This is a genomic window from Methylobacterium mesophilicum, assembly GCF_022179445.1.
Lineage (GTDB): Bacteria > Pseudomonadota > Alphaproteobacteria > Rhizobiales > Beijerinckiaceae > Methylobacterium > Methylobacterium mesophilicum.
This window is the reverse complement of the sequence record NZ_BPQU01000012.1, coordinates 14,014-30,751: the sequence shown is the minus strand read 5'-3', so window position 1 is coordinate 30,751 and position 16,738 is coordinate 14,014. Positions and strand designations below refer to the sequence as shown.

The following is a 16,738-nucleotide window of genomic DNA, read 5'->3' as shown; positions in this document are numbered from 1 at the left end:
GGCTTCGGATAACCATGATGCGCCGCCGCACCCGCACGTTGATCGGCACGGTCGCGATGCTGGCCTTCGTCTGCCTGTACGGGCCGCTGGCGATGGCCTTGGCCGACAGCCGCATCGCCGAGACCCCGGCGGCGATCCAGGCCGTGCTCTATTCAATCCTCGGAATCGCGTGGATCTTTCCGCTGATGCCGCTGATCCGCTGGATGGAGCGTCCGGACCGTTAACCGGACCCCTCGATTTCGCCGCACTCGGCCGGCAGAAGCCTCGGATCCGAAACCGAGACCCGTCCGTGTATCGCTTGCCCATGCGCCTCAAGCATCTGGCCGCACTCGCCGTGCTGCTCGCGCCGTGCTCCGCCCTGGCGCAGGGCACGCCGCGTTCGATCGGGGAGTGCGAGCGGCTGAAGAACGATCTGGCCTACAACCAGTGCCTGGCGATGTTCGGCCCGGCCGCCAAGAACGTGGCGGGCGGCTACGCCTCGGCCGACGCGGCCGCCGCCCCGGCCCTGGCCGAGGCGCTGCCCCAGGCGGACGAGGCCGTCGAGGCGGCGGCCGGCCGCCGCGGCCGGTACCGCTCGCGGCGGGGCGGCCGGCAATACGCCTCGTTCTCGACCGGCTACCGGCATCGCCGCCGGCGCTGAGGACTTTCAAGCAGCGTTGCCGGCGCCGATCCCCACCCCTACGATGCCGATGTCGTCGTGGAGGGTCGGATGCGGGAAATCCAGTTGCGGGACGCCAAGGCGACGCTCTCGGCCGTCATCGACAAGGCCCGGCAGGGCCAACCCTCCGTCATCACACGCCATGGCCGGCCCGAGGCCGTGCTGCTCAGCTTCGAAGAGTGGCAACGGCTTTCGCAGGTCCCATCCTTCGGCCGGCTCCTGATGGCCGCGCCTCTCGAAACGGAGGATCTTCCGCCGCGATCCGGTGCGCTGAGAAGAATCGATCTCTGACGCCTGTGTACCTCGTCGATACCAATGTCCTTTCGGCGGCCGCACCAACCAAGGCGATCCCGGCCGACGACCTGATCGCCTGGATGCACCGAAACAGCGCCAGCCTGCACCTTTCGGTGATCACCATCGCCGAAATCGAGGACGGTATCGCCAAATGCCGCCGGGATGGCGCTTCTCGCAAGGCGGCGCGTCTGTCGGATTGGCTGGAGACGCTGCTGCACCTCTACAGCGCTCAGATTCTGCCGATCGATCTCGAGATCGCCCGGTGTATCGGCCGCCTGTCCGACGTGGCCAGGCGAGAAGGCCATGCCCCCGGCATGGCGGACCTCGCCATCGGCGCGACGGCGCTATGTCGCGGCTGGACGATCCTGACGCGTAACGTCCGTCACTTCCGGCCGCTTGGCTTGGCGGCGCACGATCCGCACGACACGTTACCGGCAGATATCGCATGAGCGATCCGGTCAGGCGACGTTGAGGCGCCGCCCGCGGTTCCAGGCCAGGAACGGGACGCCGGACAGCAATCCCGCCAGCGCCGCCCGCGACTGGTGGCAGCCGTTGATCGAGACCCGCGGTAGGGCGCGCAGATGCCCGGCATGGTCGGCGAACAGATGGCCGGGTCTCGTCGTCACCGCGGTGGCGAAACCCTGATCCGCGGCGAGGGCGAATTCTCGGGGGCCGGCCGAGGTCGGGTCGCCGACTGGGTAGGACAGATGCCGGATCTCGCGGCCGAGCTCGGCCTCGATCCGGGCGCGGCTCTCGGCGATCTCGCGGGCGACGGTCGCCGTATCGTGCTTGGCGAGCATCGGATGGCTGACCGTGTGCGCCCCGAACGTCACCGCCGGGTCACGGCCCAGCGCCCGCAATTCATCCCACGACAGACACAGTTCGGGTGCGATCCTGCCCGGTGCGAGGCCAGCCTGCCGGCACAGGTCGGCGATCCGGTCGAGAAGCGCGGCCTCGCTGCCGCGGCGCAGGTCGCGGTAGAGCGCCTCGAAGGCCAGGGCCTTCTCCTGCGGGTTGCGGGCCGGCAGATCGAGGCTGCGGCCGTGGATGTCGATCCGTACCCGGTCGAGACGCGCGATCGCCCGCTCCAGCTCGATCCACCACAGGCGCCCGCGCTGGTCGGCGAAGCCGCTCGCCACGAACAGGGTCCAGGGGGCGCCGTGCCGCTCGAGCACCGGGCGGGCGTGCTCGACATTGTCACGGTATCCGTCGTCGAAGGTCAGGACCGCGAAGGGCGGACCGTAATCCCGGGCGGCCAGCCGTTCCGGCACCGCATCGAGCCCGATGATGTCGAAGCCGCGCGCGTCGAGTTCGCGCAGGGTGAGATCCAGGAAATCCGGGGTGATGCTGAGGAGCCGGTTCGGCGCGAAGGCCGGCACCGGATCCGGGCTGACGTGGTGAAAGGTCAGGATCACCCCGAGGCCGCGGGCGGCCGGAGCCAGCCAGCGATCAGCGCCGAACGCCTGGATCGCGCGGAAGCCGGACGCGAACACCCGATGCTTGGCACGCGACGAGATCATGACGTTGCCCCTCTCGGGCAACACGGCCCGGGCGGATCAGCCATCGCGCGACGAAGTAAAGAAACCGGAACGTGGCGCGGTGCCGGGCGGCGTGTGCGATCGGGATTTTCCCGCGACACGGGCCTCGATCCGACACCGCTGATGCCATGCTGCCGGTGCAGCCTACGACGCTGCGGAGGCCATCGGGCAACCGATCGAAGAACGTTCCGCCTCGACGGAGCCCGTCCGGAGACACCATGCCTCCGGAACGGGTCCATCGAAGCCCCGGCTGGGCGGACGCATCCCGGGACGAGGTCGCGGGGGGAACTGTCCCGACGAGGTATCCGGCGTCCCGAAAAACCCTACGGGAGGGCGCCGGCCTTTTCCTTGGCCTGCATGATCGTGTTGCGGCAGGCCTCGGCGTTGCCGGCCTTGTCCTCGGCGGCGGCCTTGGCGACGAGCTTCTTCGCCTCCTCGACGCCGGAGGCGGTCGGCTTCACGTCGGCGTCGCCCTTGGTGAGGGCCGGCGGGGTCGCGAGCGCCTTGTCGGAATGCGACGAGGTCGTGCCGCCGGGGGGCGTCGTGCCGGTCACAGCGGCGGCGCCCGCGCTGTCGAGGCGCTTCTGCAGCGTGGACACCTCGTCGGCGCACGGGGTCGCCCAGGCCGGCGTGGCGGCCGCGAGGGCCAGGGCTGCGAAGGCGAATCTCATCATCATCGAGGCGTGTCTCCAAATCGTTCGCGCAGGTTCGGAGGCGGGTCGCCGGATCGAGGACCGGCCGCCGCCTCTGGCGCTCCCGGATGAGACGCGGGGCGCCGGGGCCCGTTCCTGAGACGTGAGGCCGCACGGCCGGCGTCGGGCGGGGAGCTGAAAACGCCAAGGGCGCCCCACCCGGTCCGAAGACCGCGCGGAGCGCCCTGGCCCGACGCCTTCGACAGCGTCAGTACTTCCCGGCTTCAGTACTTCCGGGGTTCAGTACTTGCGGATGATCGGCTCGGCCGACATCGGCACCGGGTCGGCGCCGAAGGCGTAGCGGATGCCGCCGTAGATCGAGAGCGGCTGCGACAGCGTCGTGGTCCGCGGGTCGGTGATCCGCAGGTTGCCGGCCACCGCGCCCGGCTCGGCGAAGGTGCCGAACGTGGCGTAGCGGTTGTTGGTCAGGTTGGTGACCAGGCCGAACAGCTCGAGGTTCTTGGTGACCTGGTACTTCGTCTGGAAGTTCAGGACGTAGTAGGGCGGCAGCTTGCGGTTCAGGTTCGACTCGTCGCCGCGGAAGTAGGACGCCGAGAAGGCCTGGAGGTAGACGCCGAACTGCCAGTTCGGGGTGACGAAGTAGTCGAAGCCGGCCTTGAACTGGTGGGTCGGCACCAGCGGCACGACGTTGCCCTTGCGGACGTTGATCGCGCCGTCATCCGCGAGCGGATTGTTGGGCGAGGACAGGGTGCCGTTGAACTGGAAGGTGGCGTCGATCAGGGCGTAGTTGGCGTAGACCCGGAGGTAGTCGGCCGTGTACTCGCTGCCGACCTCGATGCCCTGACGCTGGGTCGAGGGCACGTTCACGAAGTAGGCGCGGGCGGTGTTGCCGGGGGTGGCGAGCGACAGGATGTCGTTCGACAGGTCGGTGCGGAAGGCGCCGATCTTGTAGCTGATGACGCCGCCGTCATAGGTGTTCGGCAGCGCGCCGCGGAAGCCGACCTCGTAGGTCCGCCCGGTGACCTGCTTGAGCGGCGGGTCGGCCACCAGCGAGTTCGGCAGCAGGCACGGCCGGTCCGGGTTGGAGCAGGCCAGTTCCAGCGGCGTCGGCGCGCGGTTCGATTCCGAGTAGCTGCCGTAGAGGTTCAGCGCGTCGGTGAAGCGGTAGGTCAGGCCGGCGACCGGGTTGATCTTGTTGTAGTAATGGGTGCCGGTCACGTCCGGCGAGAAGCCGGTCAGGTCCTCGCTCTGGATGCGGGCGAAGTTGAGCCGCGCGCCCGCCGTGAGCGACAGCCGGTCGGTCACGTCCAGGGTGTCGAGGGTGTAGAGGCCCATGTAGAGGTTCGAGCCGTTGACCGAGCTCGGCGCGATGCCGAGGGCGCCGGCGGTGCGGAGCTGCGGCGTGCCGAGGCCCGGGATGTTGCCGTAATAGGGGTTGCTCGGATCGGTGGTGATCGACAGGTTCGGGTTGATCACGCCGAGGGTACTGGACGACTTGAACGAGTAGTTGGCCGCATCGATGCTGCCGCCGACCAGGAAGGTGTTGGGCAGGCCGAACACCCGGTCGCGGTTGGCTGCCTGGAGCGAGCCGCCGAAGCCCGTGGCCTCCGTCTTGGTCACGTCGAGGGTGCCGTACGGGATCCCGGACCGGAACGGGACGCGCTGGTTCTGCTGGCCGAGGATCAGGAACTGGTTGCGGAAGGCGAGCTGCGACTGGCCGGCGCCCGGGCTGAAGCCGTCGTCCTCGAAACAGAGGTTGCCGCGGAAGCTGGAGCGGGTGCTGCAGTTCTCGAAGTTGCCGTCGTTGCCGTCGACGTAGGTCTGGCTGAAGCGGCGGAAATAGGCATTGCCGGCCAGGTCCCAGGTCGGCGACACGTCGACCCGGCCGGTGAGCTGGATCGTGCCGACTTCGGTGGTGCTGGTCTGCGGGTAGGTGAAGATCGACCGCGGGTCGCGGTGGCTGAAGTCCACCGGCGTGGCGGCGGCGGCGCCGAAGAAGCTGCGGGCGGCGAGCCCGATCAGGTGGAACTCGGAATCCTGCGAGCGGTAGCCGACGTCGCCGTAGAGCCGGCCGATCGTGCTCGGGCTCTCGTAGCGCCAGCCGCGGTCGTTCAGGCCGTCGCCGGTGAAGTAGACGCTCCACGGGCCCGAGACCTTGCCGTACTCGACGTAGCCGGCGGTGCGGGCGTCGGAGCCGCCGAACGCGGTGATCTCGGTGCCCTGCCAGGTGAAGCCGTTCTTCATCTGGATGTTGACCGCGCCGCCCAGCGCGTTGAGGCCGAAGACCGGGTTGCCGGTGACGACGTCGATCCGCTGGATCGCCTGCGGCGGGATCAGGTCGAAGTTGACGGTGTCGCCGAAGGCCTCGTTGATGCGCACGCCGTTCTGGTAGACGGCCAGGCCCTGCGGCACGCCCTGGACCGGCGAGACGGTGAAGCCGCGATAGGTCACGTCGGGGCGGTTCGAATTGCCCTGCGAGTCGGACAGGTTGAGGCCGGGCGTGCGGCGGGCGAGGGTCGCCACGACGTTGTCGGTGCCGCGGTCGACCGTGATGTCGCTGGCGGTGACGGTCTCGACCGTGCTGGGGATCTTGTAGAGCGGCTGCTCGCTGCCCCGGAGGCGGACCGGGCCGATCGGCGGCGGCGCCGAGCCGGCCGGCTCCAGCCCACCCGGGCCGTTGAGGTTCTGCACGCGGCTCGAGTTGCCGCCGCCCGAACCCACCGGCGAGGTCGAGACGACGCTGATCTCGCCCAGCGTCACGGCGTTCTGAGCCTGCACGGCCGAGGGCAGCATCGCCCCACCCAGAACCGACGCCGACGCGATCAGGCTGCTCCGAAGCCCCCTCAATGACATCCCAAACCCCTTGCCGTGAACCCACGCTCGTTTCAGCCGAGCTTGGCGTCACTCTTGGCGGGTGAAGGAAAAGGACACAATTGATTGAACACCACGCGCGCCGTGTTTCAGCAACCTTTGGGAAATACCGAACTCGAACGTCGACGCACGTGGTTTGACAGCAACAGTTTCGATAACGATTTCAGCGACTTAGGGATCATTCGGCAAACCGGACGGGATAATTAGGCAATGCCCGCATCCCATCCGCGGCCGCCCCTCAGAGCCGGGCCTGAATCAGGCGGGCGACCTCGCCGAGGCGCTGCTCCAGAAGCTGCGGAACCTCGCAGACGTAGGTGAGCGACTGGCTGCGCTCCTGGAAGATGCGGCGGTCCCAGGCGAACTTGGTCTCGATCTCGGACTGGTCCTTCGGCAACTCGGTGGCGTCCGTGGCGCTGGGCGCGTCCTTGGTCTGGCTGATCTTGTCGGCCTCGTCGCGGATCCGCTCGGCCATGCGCCGCTGCCCCTGCGCGTAGCGCGCGATGCCGCCCATGATCTTGTCGCGCTCGCCGTTGATGACCTCGAACACCCCCGCGTAGACGTGGGTCAGGGACTTGGCCCGGGCATCCTTGTCGGCGCCGAGCTTGCCGACGAACCCATCGAGCAGCGGGCCGACCTCGGACAGCTCGGTGCGCCGGGACGCGATCTTCTGCGCCAGCACCGCCGCGTCGTTGTCGCTGCCCCAGTCGCCGGCCGCGGCGATGTCCGGCCCGGTCCAGAACTGCCCCGGGCTGAGGGTCGCGACCTTGCGCTGCACGCAGGGCCAGTCCGGGTCCTGCCTGGGCTGCGCGAGCGCGGGGCCCGTCATCAGGGCGAGCCCGAAGGCCGGGACGAGGAGGCGGGCGAGGCTATGCATCGGGCGGGTTCCGTCGGGGCATGATGCGGAAGGTGGAAAGCGGTCTTCCGAAATCATCACGCGGTCATAAGGAGATAGGGTCGCAGGCCGGGTACGCTATCCGGCACGCGGCCCTAGGTGGCGTCGCCGGCCGGGCCGCCGCGCCGGGCCATGATGCCGCGGCCCGGATCGTAGGCGACGACCGCCATGCCGAAGAAGGCGAGGGTCACGCCGACCACGACCGCGCAGGCGACCGGTTCGAACTGGAGGTAGAGGGCGAAGCGCACGAGCTGGACCGCGTGGCTGAACGGGTTCAACTCGCAGATCCAGTAGAGCGTTTCCGAAGATTCCCGGATCCGCCACAGGGGGTAGAGCGCCGACGAGGCGAAGAACATCGGGAAGATCACGAAGTTCATCACGCTGGCGAAGTTCTCGAGCTGGCGGACCAGCGACGACAGGAACAGGCCGATCGCCCCCAGCATCAGCCCCGAGGCCAGGAAAGCCGGGAGCGCCGTGAGGTACCCGAGCGGCGGGATGTCGGTCTCCCAGAAATATGCCACCGCCAGGAACGCGTAGGCCTGCACGATCGACACCGAGACGCCGGCGATCAGCTTGGCGAACAGCAGCAGCCAGCGCGGATACGGCGACGTCAGCAGCACCTTCATGGAGCCGACCTCGCGGTCGTAGACCATGGAGAGCGACGATTGCATGCCGTTGAACAGCTGGATCATCACGGCGAGACCCGGCACCACGTAGGCCTCGTAGAGCACGTAGGTCTGGTAGGGCGGCTCGATCGAGACCCCGAGGGTGTTGCGGAACCCCGCGGCAAAGATGAACAGCCACACCAGCGGCCGGACCAACGCCGAGAAGAACCGCTCCTTCTGATTGAAGAAGCGCAGCAACTCGCGCCGGACGATGCCGCCGAGGCAGATCAGGTAGCCGACCGCATCCAGCCGGCCCATGCCGGCGTTTTTTTGGGACGAGGTTGCGGGATCGGCCGTGGCGAGGGGCGCCGTCATGTCAACTGACCCATGTCGAACGGCACGCCTTTGATTTCGCAGCGAGGGCGTGGGCCGGAAACACGCATCTCCCCCTCCCCCCTCTGCGGGGGAGGGTGGCCCCCGAAGGGGGGCGGGAGAGGGGCAGCGCGACGGTGCAGGATGTGGTTGGCGTCGCGACCCTTCCGGATACGGCGCTCCCCTCTCCCGACCCGGCCTGACGGCCGGCCCACCCTCCCCCGCAGAGGGGGGAGGGAGAGCGCGCGTAACGTCCGGTCGGCCATCACGCCGCCGCCCTCCCCGGTTCTGCGACGAGACGGCGGAACGCGTCGGCCAGGTTTTCGCCGGGCGCGCCGATAGTCCCGGCCCGGCCCCGGGCGACGATCCGGCCCCGGTGCAGGACCACGGCCTCGTCCTCCGGAGAGATCTCCTCGAAGATGTGCGTCGCCCACAGGACCGACAGGCCTTCCTCGCGCACCAGGGCGCGGACGATGGCCACGATGTCGGCCCGGGATTCGAGATCGAGGCCCACGGTCGGCTCGTCGAGCAGGAGCAGGTCCGGCCGATGGATCAGCGAGCGGGCGATCTCGATCCGGCGCGACTGGCCGCCCGACAGCGTGCGGACCTTGTCGTGCCTGCGGTCCGCCAAGCCGACCCGGTCGAGCAACGCGCCGACGCGCAGCTTCCCGACCGTGCGGGTGATGCCGTGCAGGCTGGCGTGATAGAGCAGGTTCTGCTCGACGGTGAGGTCGGTATCCAGCGTGCGTGCCTGGAACACCACGCCGAGCCGGGCCAGCGCCCGGGAGGGCTCCCGGTCGAGTCCGTGGCCGAAGATCGAGACCCGGCCGCTCTGGTTGTTGTACAGGCGGGTGATCACCGAGAACAACGTGGTCTTGCCGGCGCCGTTCGGCCCCAGCAACGCCGCGAAACGCCCGCGCTCCACCGTGATCGACACGTCGTCCAGCGCCGCGCGGGCCCCGAACCGGTGGCCGACATGCTCGACCAAGAGTGCCGCCTCGCTCATCGCCCGAGCGCCCTGCGGGCATCCGCGACTGCGTCGAGGCACTCGTCGAACTCACCCTCCTTCTGCTCGCGCTCGGCGACCCGCAGGGCTTTCTTGAGTTTTGGAAGAGCGGTTTCGGACGAATTCGCCGCCAACGCGTCGCGGATCATCGCGATGCCCTCCGCGCAGGACGCCGCGTCGTCGGCCGCCAGGGCGGGGGTGGTCAAAAAGATGCTGACGAGTAAGAGCGCGAACCCCCTCCCCCCCCTGCGGGGGAGGGTGGCCCCCGAAGGGAGTCGGGAGAGGGGAGCGACGGTGCAGGATGAGGTGGTGACCTTCATACCGACACAGCCTTGTCCTGAAGCCGGGCTCCCCTCTCCCGACCCGGCCCGACGGCCGGCCCACCCTCCCCCGCAGAGGGGGGAGGGAGATGCGTTTGTGGCCGCGCGCGCAACTCTGAACCCGGCGCCCATCACTTCACCGTCAACGTGCCGGTCATGCCCTTCGCCTCGAGGCCGCGCGCCTCCCATTTGTAGGTGCCGGGCTTGATCGCCACGAACTCGACGGCGATCTCGCCGGGATCGTCGAACTCCAGGTGGTCGGGCGCGCCGCCGCCGTGGATCTCCTTGTGCTCGATGACGATCTGGTTGAGCCAGATGTAGCGGAAGAACTCGGGGGCGTAGAACTTGTACTCCTGCCGCCCCTTGGCGACGATGCGCAGCCGGTAGGCCTTGCCGGATTCCAGCGTGATGTCCTTGTTCTCGACCACAAAGTCGTTGCCCTGATCGTCGCCCAGGACGAGGTCGGGCAGGTTCTCGCGCTTCTTGGTGAGGTCGAGGGCCGAGGCCGGCCCAGCCGCGAACAGGCCGACCAGAGCGAGGGCTGCGATCCGAAACGTCCGCGTCATGTCGTTCCTACCCCTGTGCCGCCGGTTCGGCGATCCTGTTCTGCGTCATGGACGTTCAATCGGAGGCGCGCACCCCCGATCTAGCGCCTGTGTTCGAGTGACAAACTAGTTCGGGGAGATGGCGACGCCCCAGGGCAGCAGGCCCACCGGGATGCTCTTGACCACCTTCTCGGCGGCCACGTCGATCACCGAGACGTCGTTCGAGGTGCCGTTCGTGGTGAACAGCATCTTCTGGTCCGGCGTGAAGGCGAGCTGCCAGACGCGCTGGCCGACGGGCAGGTACTTCTGGACGTCGTAGCTCTTGGCATCGATCACCGCGACCCGGTTGGCCGGGCCCAAGGCCACGAAGGCCTTGGTGCCGTCCTTGGTGATGCGGATGCCGACCGGCTGGATCGCCTCGTCGTTCACGCTGGGGATCTTGAAGGTGATCTTCTTCACCACCCGGCGCTGGGCCACGTCGATCACGCTGACCGTGCCGCCGACCTCCGCGGAGACCCACAGGAACTTGCCGTCGGCGGTGAACTCGGCAAAGCGCGGCCGGGCGTCAACCAGCACGTTGTCGATCACCTGGAACGTCTTGGTGTCGATGAAGTGCGCCATGTTGGTGGTCTCGGAGGTGTTGACCAGGATTTTCCCGTCCGGCGACAGGCCCATCCCCTCCGGCTCGACCCCGACCGGCACCTCGGCCAGGACCTTGTTCTTCTCGATGTCGATGATCGTGACCTGGCTGTCGTCCTCGTTGGCGACGTAGAGCGGGTTGCCGGAGGCATCGAGGATGAACTGCTCGGGATCGGGGCCGGAGCGGAGCGAGCGCACGACCTTACCGGAGCTGGCATCGAGCACGTCGATCCGGTCGTCGTCGCTGGCGCAGACGAACACCTCCTTGCCGTCCTTCGACACGGTTATCCCGCGCGGCCGGCGCCCGACCTTCCAGGTTCCGGTGACGGTCATCGTATTCGTATCGATGACGCTGACGGAGTTGCCCTTCTCGTTGCTCACGTAGGCGGTGAAGGCAAAGGCCGGCCCGCAGAGGCCGAGCCCCGCTCCGAGGGCGACAACACTCAGACCTGCCTCGAAGCGGCGGCGCATACGACTTCCTTCCCTGGGTGCCCTTTTCGGCACTTTCTGGCACCAACTGTAGTGCGATCTTGGCCGGTTGCGAGGGGTTGCGGCGTTTGCGGCCGTGGCCGGCGTTCCCTTCGCAGGGCGTCAGCCGCGATGCTTATTCACACATCCTCAGCTCTGTGAAGTGCAGGACATCGGTCGAGCGCGTGCGTGCTGCAGCGTGCAGGTTACCGTCCTCCGTGATGAGCACACGGTCTGGAGCTAGACAGGCCAGGATCGAGGCGTCGTTGAATCCGAGCCACGCGTAGGTGTCGTCATGGACGGCATCCCAGCCCGTCGGCTGCAACTCGCGGACGTGCAAGACGAACAGCTTGAAGAACGCGGCGATCTCAGACCTGATCGGATCCCGGACCTGGCGGAGCAGGTTGGCGGTCTCGGACAGGATCTGCGCCGTGGTGATGACCCCGGCCGCCACCGAAATATGCAGCAGCAGGGCATCGTAGTCGGCGCGCGAGAACCGCGAGCAGTTTTTATGGATTCGGATGTAGTCCGCGCACGTTCCGCCGACGATGAACAGCACGAGGACGTTCGTATCGAGCAGAACGTATTTCCGCATCGCTATTCGACGTCGCGACTCTTCATCGAAACGATCTCCCCGGTCGTCTCATCGACCGTCACGATCTTGTAGGTCCTGCGCATGACGACAGTGCCGCTCAGCACCGATATGGCGTTGCGCGCCTCATCCCAGGGTCGAGAGAAGCCCAGAGTGATATTCCAGTATCCTGGATGATGCTCGACCTCTTCGAGGCCGAGATTCGAGACGTTCTCCGTCGACATCGTCGACAAAAGCCACTCTTTCGCGCGGTCGATCGCATCGTTGACGCTGATGCCGGGGCTCCTGGTCTCCATTATGGGCCGTTCTTCTTGGACCTCGTGGCTCATCGTGAGTCTCGGACTTCGAGAGGACACCGTCTCGGTGGAGCGCGCCTCCGGAAGGTGGCCCCCCTGGGCCGCCCGCGTCAATGGTGGCGGCGACATTCCTGTGCCCCGCGATGGAACCGCTCGACGACCCGCGAGAACACGGTCATTTGAACTTACAGGTGGTCTCCGGCAGGTCGACGCCCAGCGTGTCGAGCGGCGTGCGCTGATGCAGGAAGCCCTGTTCGGGCGCGACCGAGACCAGGGCCTTGGGCTGGACGACGATGACCGGCTGACGCAGCTGGTGATCCCAGGGGCGGAAGCTCAGCGACACACCCTTGTAGGCCGGCAGGTTGAAGGCCGGATCCACCAGGTACGGGGTCAGCACGGCGGGATCGTTGGTCTTCTTGGCGGTGACGGCCTCGCCGACGGTCCGGATCGCCGCCCAGGCCTGGTAATCCAAGGGGCGCATCAGCCGGGAGGCAAGCCGCCGGAACCGGTTCTGAGCCTGCGCGGCCCCCCAGGTCTCCAGCACCGGCGACCACGTGGTCGAGGTCAGCGCCTGCGTGCCGCCGACGGGCCGGGGATCGACGGTGCGGTAGGAGACGTAGTCGCCCCAGTCGCCCTCCTCGTCGGCCACGATCGCCATGTCGTAGTCGAGCCCGCGGGTGAAGACCATCGCCTCGGCCCGGGTCGGGGTATCGCCCCGTGCCTTCGCCAGCGGTCCGAAGGTCCAGGGTTTCTCCGCGGTGATCTTCAGGGCGAACTTGCGCGCGGAGTTGCGCACGGCCTCGGCATAGGCCTTGTCGGCCTCGGTCGGCCCGAAGATCAGAAAGACCTTCCGCCAGCGCATCACCGTCAGGTACTGCGCGATGGCGTCGGTCAGCATCGCTCGGGACGGCAGGATGTGGAATACGTTGGACCGGCAGTCGGCGCCGCGCAGCCGGTCGTCCGGGGCGCCGGCATTCAGCACCACCGCCCCGGTGTCCTTCACCGCGTCGGCCACCGCCAGCACCGCATCCGCCGGCAGGGCCAGGACCAAGTAGTGCACGCCCTTGGCCGCCAACTCCCTGGCCGCCGCCACGGCGTCGGGCTTGTCGTCGCTCAGCGCGACCGCATCCAGTGAAAAGGTCTGCTTGGTGAACCGGCCGGTGGTGTTGTTGTCGGCGATGCCCATCTTGGCGCCGGCCAGCCCCTCGTCTTCCGGGGCGGCCTCGGCATCGTACGACGACGGCGCCGGCTGCGGCCGGTAGATCAGGCCGATCGGCGTTTCGATCGGTTGCGGGGCCGGCTGCTGGGCTTGCGCGGCGACCGGCGTCAGCACGGTCCAGCACGTGAAGAGAACGCGAAGGCTGGCCGAGCGCGGCGTCGGATAACGCGAAGGCTGGACGGGAATCGGGGCCGAGGCGTGTGCAGGATCGTGCATATACGCGGCCTCTAGCAGCTTCGGATCCGGCCGCTCAACCGCGGCGCCCCGGTCGGACGTTCACGTTCGCGTCGTGGGCTACCGGCGCGGCGATGTACATTGCCAATTTGTCCCTTCGCCCGAGCTATAGGGGCGAAAACGCCGGCGGCAGCGTCGGCGCCGGTCATCGAGAGGGAGCCCCGAGGATGCGCCACCTGTTATCGTGCGCGGTGACCGCCTGTCTGCTGGCCGGGGTGTCCGGTGCCCACGCCGCCGAGAAGGCCGCGGTGTTCCCGGTGGAGCTGTTCGATCCCGGGGCCACCTACGGCACGCGGGTCCGGCCCGTCGACACCAAGAAGTTGACGCTGGTGACGGACGAGCTGCGCAACGCCCTCCGCAACCAGGCCGGCCTGGACATCGTCGACACAGCCCCGAAATCCGACGTGGTCGCCAAAGAGGGCCCGCTCTACAAGTGCAACGGGTGCGCGGCCGACATCGCCAAGAGCCTGGGTGCGGATCTCGTCGTGACCGGTTATGTGGAGAAGGGATCCGGCCAGATCTTCAACCTGAACGTCACCATCGCCGAAGCCGAGACCGGCAAGATGGTGCGCGGCGGGCAGGTGACGATCCGGGCCGATACCGACGACACCTGGGCGCACGCCATGCGCTGGGTCGTGAAGAACCGCCTGCTCGCCGAGCCGTTGCCCGGCAAGTCGTGATTGCGTGCCGCCCATCTTCGAGAGATCCGTGTCCGCGTACCCCGTACCGCCAGGCCCCCTGCCCCGCCTCCTCGTCAGCGTGCGCGATCCGGCCGAGGCCGAGGCCGCCCAGCTCGCCGGGGCCGACCTGATCGACGCCAAGGATCCGGAGCGCGGAGCGCTGGGCGCCCTGGAACCCGCACTGGTGGACGCGATCGTGGCGCGCGTCGCCGGCGCGGCCGTGACCAGCGCGGTGGCAGACCCGACGCCCGAATCCGTCACCGCGATGGCGGCGACCGGGATCGACTGGGTGAAGACCGGCCTCGCCCCTGCGCAAAGCCGCGATCCCCGGGCGCTCGCCGCCCTCGCCGAGGGTGCCCCCGGCCGCCTCATCGCAGTCCTGTTCGCCGAAGACGGCCCGGCGGCGGACCTGGTCCCGGCTTTGGCGCAGGCCGGATTTGCGGGAGCGATGATCGACACGTCCGGAAAGGCCGGCGTCCGCCTGACCGACCTTGCCGAGCCCCTGGCGCTCGCGGCGTTCACGGCAGCGTGCCGGAGCCACGGGTTGATGAGCGGATTGGCAGGTTCTCTCCGGGTCACCGATATCCCTGCCCTCAGCGTACACCGCCCCGACTATTTCGGATTCCGCGGCGGCCTGTGCCGCGACCTGGATCGGCGCAACGGTATCGATCCGCTACGGGTCGCCGAGGCCGTACGCGCCTTGCGCCCGAACCAACGGGACGCCGCGTGACGACGGTCCTCAAGATCGGAGGCAGCCTCGCGGCGGATCCGAAGCGTCGCCGAGCCCTTCTGGCGGATGTAGCGGCAGGCCTGCACGGACGCTGCGTCGTGGTGCCCGGCGGCGGCGCCTATGCGGACGCCGTGCGTGCCGCCCAGATTCGGGACGGCTTCGACGATGCGGAGGCCCACTGCCGGGCGTTGGACGCGATGGGCCGCATGGCGACGGACTTTTGCTCGATCGAGCCCCGCCTTGCGCGCAGTTTGGAGCCGTGGACAGAGATCGCCAATGCTTCCCGGGTCTGGGACCCGACGACCTTGAGGGTGGGCGACCCGGAAATCCCTGAGAATTGGGGCGTGACATCCGACAGTCTCGCGCTCTGGCTCGCGCGACGGATGCGTGCTGGACGCTGCGTGCTGGTGAAGTCGGCTGACGCCCCGTCACAGGAGGATGCAGATGGACTTGCCCAACGCGGGTTCGTGGATGCCGCCTTCTCCGCCTTCGCTAAGCGCTACGGCGGTTCGATAGCGATCTGGGGGCCGACCCGGAACGTCACGCTCCGCCAGCGGGTGGCTGCTTGAGCGCCCCCGAGCACATCGTGTTCGTCACCGGTCGCCTCGCCCGGGCGCGGCTCGAAAAAGTCGCGGCCGGCCTTCCGGCGACGGTCCGCTGGAGCATCGCGGATGCCGGCGTAAAGGTCGCCGCGCTGATGACGGAAGAAATCATCCGCCGCCGGATCGAGATCCCCGAGGGCGCGACCCGAATCGTCCTTCCGGGCCGCTGCCGGGCCGATACCGGCCGGCTGTCCGAGCATTTCCATGTTCCGGTCGAGCGTGGCCCGGACGAGGTCGTCGATTTGCCGGCCTGGCTGGGGCTCGCCGGGCGCAAGGTGGACCTCTCGAAGCATAACCTGCGGATCTTCTCCGAAATCGTCGATGCCTCGAAGATGACCCCCGACGAGATCCTGGCGAAAGGGCTCGACCTTGCCCGCCGCGGCGCCGACGTGATCGACCTGGGCGGGCTGCCCGACACAACCTTCCCGCATCTGGAGGAGTCCGTGGCCGCCCTCAAGGGCGCGGGTCTGAAGGTGAGCGTCGATTCCTTCTCACTGGACGAACTCGCCCGGGGCGCCGGGGCCGGGGCGGATTACCTGCTCAGCCTGAACATCGACACGCTGGATCTCGCCTTCGAGACCGACGCGGTACCGATCCTAGTGCCCCTGAGGCCGGACGACCTGCCCTCCCTCGACTGCGCGATCGAGCGGATGTTGAAGGCCGGGCGCCCGTTCCTGGCCGACCCGATCCTAGAGCCAATCCACCACGGCTTCGTGGATTCGATCGGGCGCTACCGCGACACACGCACCCGCTGGCCCGACATCCAGATGATGATGGGCACCGGCAACCTGACGGAGCTGACCGAGGCGGATTCGCTCGGCGTCACCGCCCTGCTGGTCGGGATGTGTTCGGAACTATCGATCGGCAACGTGCTGATCGTTCAAGTCTCGAATCACACCCGCCGCACCGTCGAGGAGCACGACGCCGCCAGGCGGGTGATGTACGCCGCCAAGGCCGACTCCGCCCTGCCCAAAGGCTACGGGCGCGCGCTGCTGGCCCTTCACGATAAGCGCCCGTTCGTGCAGACCGCCGCTGAAGTCGCCCAGGCTGCAGCCGAGGTCCGGGATCCGAATTACCGGATCGCGGTCGCCGAGGACGGGATCCACGTCTACAACCGCGACGTCCACAGAGTCGGCACCGACGCGATGGCCTTCTTCCCCGATCTCGACGTGAAGAGCGACGGCGCCCACGCCTTCTATCTCGGAGCCGAACTCGCCAAGGCCGAGACCGCTTGGCGGCTTGGAAAGCGCTACGTTCAGGACGAGGCCCTCGACTGGGGCTGCGCGGCCGACGCCGACGTTGAGGACTCGACCGCGTTCAAGAAGGCCGGACACACTCGCCATTCCGGCCCCGACGCGCCCCCGCCCGGCACCCGCGATGCGCGGCTGGTGAAGCCCGAGGCGGATGCCGACGCCCCTGAAACGATCTCGGAAGCCGAGGCCCGCGACGAGGCGCCGCCAGAGACGCCTCAGCCCGCGACCAAGCTGGTCTGCGGCCGGCTGGTGCCGGCGGACAGGGCCTGAG

Annotated in this window: 20 protein-coding genes; 8 read left to right on the top strand and 12 right to left on the bottom strand. The window is 68.3% G+C overall.

The annotated features are described in order from the left end of the window. Positions 1-17 precede the first annotated feature (17 nt). From MFF40_RS13825 to MFF40_RS13810, 4 genes are all read left to right on the top strand, one after another. Positions 18-224, top strand: a complete 207-nt coding sequence (locus MFF40_RS13825) for a DUF2842 domain-containing protein (protein WP_147857771.1) — start codon at positions 18-20, stop codon at positions 222-224. An 80-nt stretch (positions 225-304) separates the two neighbouring features. Beyond that, positions 305-640 (top strand): hypothetical protein, encoded by a 336-nt coding sequence (locus MFF40_RS13820; protein WP_187193724.1) that lies wholly within the window; start codon positions 305-307, stop codon positions 638-640. Between the two features lie 69 nt (positions 641-709). Further along, a complete protein-coding gene (locus tag MFF40_RS13815; protein WP_147855503.1) occupies positions 710-949 on the top strand; it encodes a type II toxin-antitoxin system Phd/YefM family antitoxin in 240 nt (79 codons plus the stop codon). A gap of 5 nt (positions 950-954) precedes the next feature. Then, positions 955-1,401 (top strand): type II toxin-antitoxin system VapC family toxin, encoded by a 447-nt coding sequence (locus MFF40_RS13810; RefSeq protein ID WP_147855501.1) that lies wholly within the window; start codon positions 955-957, stop codon positions 1,399-1,401. A gap of 9 nt (positions 1,402-1,410) precedes the next feature. On the opposite strand, the gene MFF40_RS13805 is transcribed toward MFF40_RS13810, so the two are convergent. From MFF40_RS13805 to MFF40_RS13750, 12 genes are all read right to left on the bottom strand, one after another. Then, positions 1,411-2,472 (bottom strand): polysaccharide deacetylase family protein, encoded by a 1,062-nt coding sequence (locus MFF40_RS13805; protein ID WP_147855500.1) that lies wholly within the window; start codon positions 2,470-2,472, stop codon positions 1,411-1,413. A gap of 341 nt (positions 2,473-2,813) precedes the next feature. After that, positions 2,814-3,167: a hypothetical protein gene (locus tag MFF40_RS13800; protein WP_147855499.1), complete on the bottom strand. Its 354-nt coding sequence runs from the start codon at positions 3,165-3,167 to the stop codon at positions 2,814-2,816. A gap of 255 nt (positions 3,168-3,422) precedes the next feature. After that, positions 3,423-5,996 carry a TonB-dependent receptor gene (locus tag MFF40_RS13795; protein ID WP_238260907.1) on the bottom strand — a complete coding sequence of 858 codons (2,574 nt, stop codon included), beginning with the start codon at positions 5,994-5,996 and terminating at the stop codon, positions 3,423-3,425. 256 nt (positions 5,997-6,252) lie between these two features. After that, positions 6,253-6,888, bottom strand: a complete 636-nt coding sequence (locus MFF40_RS13790; protein WP_147855497.1) for a hypothetical protein — start codon at positions 6,886-6,888, stop codon at positions 6,253-6,255. Positions 6,889-7,001: 113 nt separating this feature from the next. After that, positions 7,002-7,886, bottom strand: a complete 885-nt coding sequence (locus MFF40_RS13785; protein ID WP_147898083.1) for an ABC transporter permease — start codon at positions 7,884-7,886, stop codon at positions 7,002-7,004. Positions 7,887-8,148: 262 nt separating this feature from the next. Beyond that, positions 8,149-8,889 carry an ABC transporter ATP-binding protein gene (locus MFF40_RS13780; protein WP_238260905.1) on the bottom strand — a complete coding sequence of 247 codons (741 nt, stop codon included), beginning with the start codon at positions 8,887-8,889 and terminating at the stop codon, positions 8,149-8,151. Beyond that, entirely contained in the window at positions 8,886-9,101 is a 216-nt protein-coding gene (locus MFF40_RS13775; protein WP_147899647.1) for a hypothetical protein, read from the bottom strand. Before MFF40_RS13775 ends, MFF40_RS13780 begins: the two co-directional genes overlap by 4 nt. A 239-nt stretch (positions 9,102-9,340) precedes the next feature. Further along, entirely contained in the window at positions 9,341-9,775 is a 435-nt protein-coding gene (locus tag MFF40_RS13770; RefSeq protein WP_147898587.1) for a cupredoxin domain-containing protein, read from the bottom strand. A 105-nt stretch (positions 9,776-9,880) separates the two neighbouring features. Beyond that, entirely contained in the window at positions 9,881-10,864 is a 984-nt protein-coding gene (locus MFF40_RS13765) for a YVTN family beta-propeller repeat protein (RefSeq protein WP_238260903.1), read from the bottom strand. Positions 10,865-10,997: 133 nt separating this feature from the next. Then, positions 10,998-11,456 (bottom strand): PIN domain-containing protein, encoded by a 459-nt coding sequence (locus MFF40_RS13760; protein WP_238260901.1) that lies wholly within the window; start codon positions 11,454-11,456, stop codon positions 10,998-11,000. Between the two features lie 2 nt (positions 11,457-11,458). After that, entirely contained in the window at positions 11,459-11,782 is a 324-nt protein-coding gene (locus tag MFF40_RS13755) for a hypothetical protein (protein ID WP_238260899.1), read from the bottom strand. 142 nt (positions 11,783-11,924) lie between these two features. Then, positions 11,925-13,184, bottom strand: a complete 1,260-nt coding sequence (locus tag MFF40_RS13750) for an ABC transporter substrate-binding protein (RefSeq protein ID WP_378994374.1) — start codon at positions 13,182-13,184, stop codon at positions 11,925-11,927. A gap of 185 nt (positions 13,185-13,369) precedes the next feature. Here MFF40_RS13750 and MFF40_RS13745 point away from each other — a divergent pair, with 185 nt between their 5' ends. From MFF40_RS13745 to MFF40_RS13730, 4 genes are read left to right on the top strand one after another with little or no spacing between them, the layout of a single operon-like run. Then, on the top strand, positions 13,370-13,882 hold the full coding sequence (locus tag MFF40_RS13745) for a DUF3280 domain-containing protein (RefSeq protein WP_147898590.1): 513 nt from the start codon (positions 13,370-13,372) through the stop codon (positions 13,880-13,882). Between the two features lie 28 nt (positions 13,883-13,910). Next, positions 13,911-14,612, top strand: coding sequence for a (5-formylfuran-3-yl)methyl phosphate synthase (locus MFF40_RS13740; RefSeq protein WP_238260896.1), 702 nt, complete (start codon positions 13,911-13,913; stop codon positions 14,610-14,612). Next, complete coding sequence (locus tag MFF40_RS13735) at positions 14,609-15,181, top strand: amino acid kinase family protein (RefSeq protein ID WP_147853954.1); 573 nt, start codon at positions 14,609-14,611, stop codon at positions 15,179-15,181. The genes MFF40_RS13740 and MFF40_RS13735 overlap by 4 nt, the downstream gene beginning before the upstream one ends. Continuing rightward, the gene (locus MFF40_RS13730; protein WP_238260895.1) at positions 15,178-16,737 is read left to right on the top strand and encodes a DUF6513 domain-containing protein; all 1,560 of its coding nucleotides are present in this window, start codon (positions 15,178-15,180) and stop codon (positions 16,735-16,737) included. Before MFF40_RS13735 ends, MFF40_RS13730 begins: the two co-directional genes overlap by 4 nt. Position 16,738 lies beyond the last annotated feature (1 nt).

What these genes read in the sequence shown, in the direction of transcription:
- MFF40_RS13825 (WP_147857771.1), top strand. Translation starts at nt 18, where the DNA reads ATGCGCCGCCGCACCCGCACGTTGATCGGCACGGTCGCGATGCTGGCC.
- MFF40_RS13820 (WP_187193724.1), top strand. Translation starts at nt 305, where the DNA reads ATGCGCCTCAAGCATCTGGCCGCACTCGCCGTGCTGCTCGCGCCGTGC.
- MFF40_RS13815 (WP_147855503.1), top strand. Translation starts at nt 710, where the DNA reads ATGCGGGAAATCCAGTTGCGGGACGCCAAGGCGACGCTCTCGGCCGTC.
- MFF40_RS13805 (WP_147855500.1), bottom strand. Translation starts at nt 2,472, where the DNA reads ATGATCTCGTCGCGTGCCAAGCATCGGGTGTTCGCGTCCGGCTTCCGC.
- MFF40_RS13800 (WP_147855499.1), bottom strand. Translation starts at nt 3,167, where the DNA reads ATGATGATGAGATTCGCCTTCGCAGCCCTGGCCCTCGCGGCCGCCACG.
- MFF40_RS13795 (WP_238260907.1), bottom strand. Translation starts at nt 5,996, where the DNA reads ATGTCATTGAGGGGGCTTCGGAGCAGCCTGATCGCGTCGGCGTCGGTT.
- MFF40_RS13790 (WP_147855497.1), bottom strand. Translation starts at nt 6,888, where the DNA reads ATGCATAGCCTCGCCCGCCTCCTCGTCCCGGCCTTCGGGCTCGCCCTG.
- MFF40_RS13785 (WP_147898083.1), bottom strand. Translation starts at nt 7,886, where the DNA reads ATGACGGCGCCCCTCGCCACGGCCGATCCCGCAACCTCGTCCCAAAAA.
- MFF40_RS13780 (WP_238260905.1), bottom strand. Translation starts at nt 8,889, where the DNA reads ATGAGCGAGGCGGCACTCTTGGTCGAGCATGTCGGCCACCGGTTCGGG.
- MFF40_RS13770 (WP_147898587.1), bottom strand. Translation starts at nt 9,775, where the DNA reads ATGACGCGGACGTTTCGGATCGCAGCCCTCGCTCTGGTCGGCCTGTTC.
- MFF40_RS13765 (WP_238260903.1), bottom strand. Translation starts at nt 10,864, where the DNA reads ATGCGCCGCCGCTTCGAGGCAGGTCTGAGTGTTGTCGCCCTCGGAGCG.
- MFF40_RS13760 (WP_238260901.1), bottom strand. Translation starts at nt 11,456, where the DNA reads ATGCGGAAATACGTTCTGCTCGATACGAACGTCCTCGTGCTGTTCATC.
- MFF40_RS13755 (WP_238260899.1), bottom strand. Translation starts at nt 11,782, where the DNA reads ATGAGCCACGAGGTCCAAGAAGAACGGCCCATAATGGAGACCAGGAGC.
- MFF40_RS13750 (WP_378994374.1), bottom strand. Translation starts at nt 13,184, where the DNA reads ATGCACGATCCTGCACACGCCTCGGCCCCGATTCCCGTCCAGCCTTCG.
- MFF40_RS13745 (WP_147898590.1), top strand. Translation starts at nt 13,370, where the DNA reads ATGCGCCACCTGTTATCGTGCGCGGTGACCGCCTGTCTGCTGGCCGGG.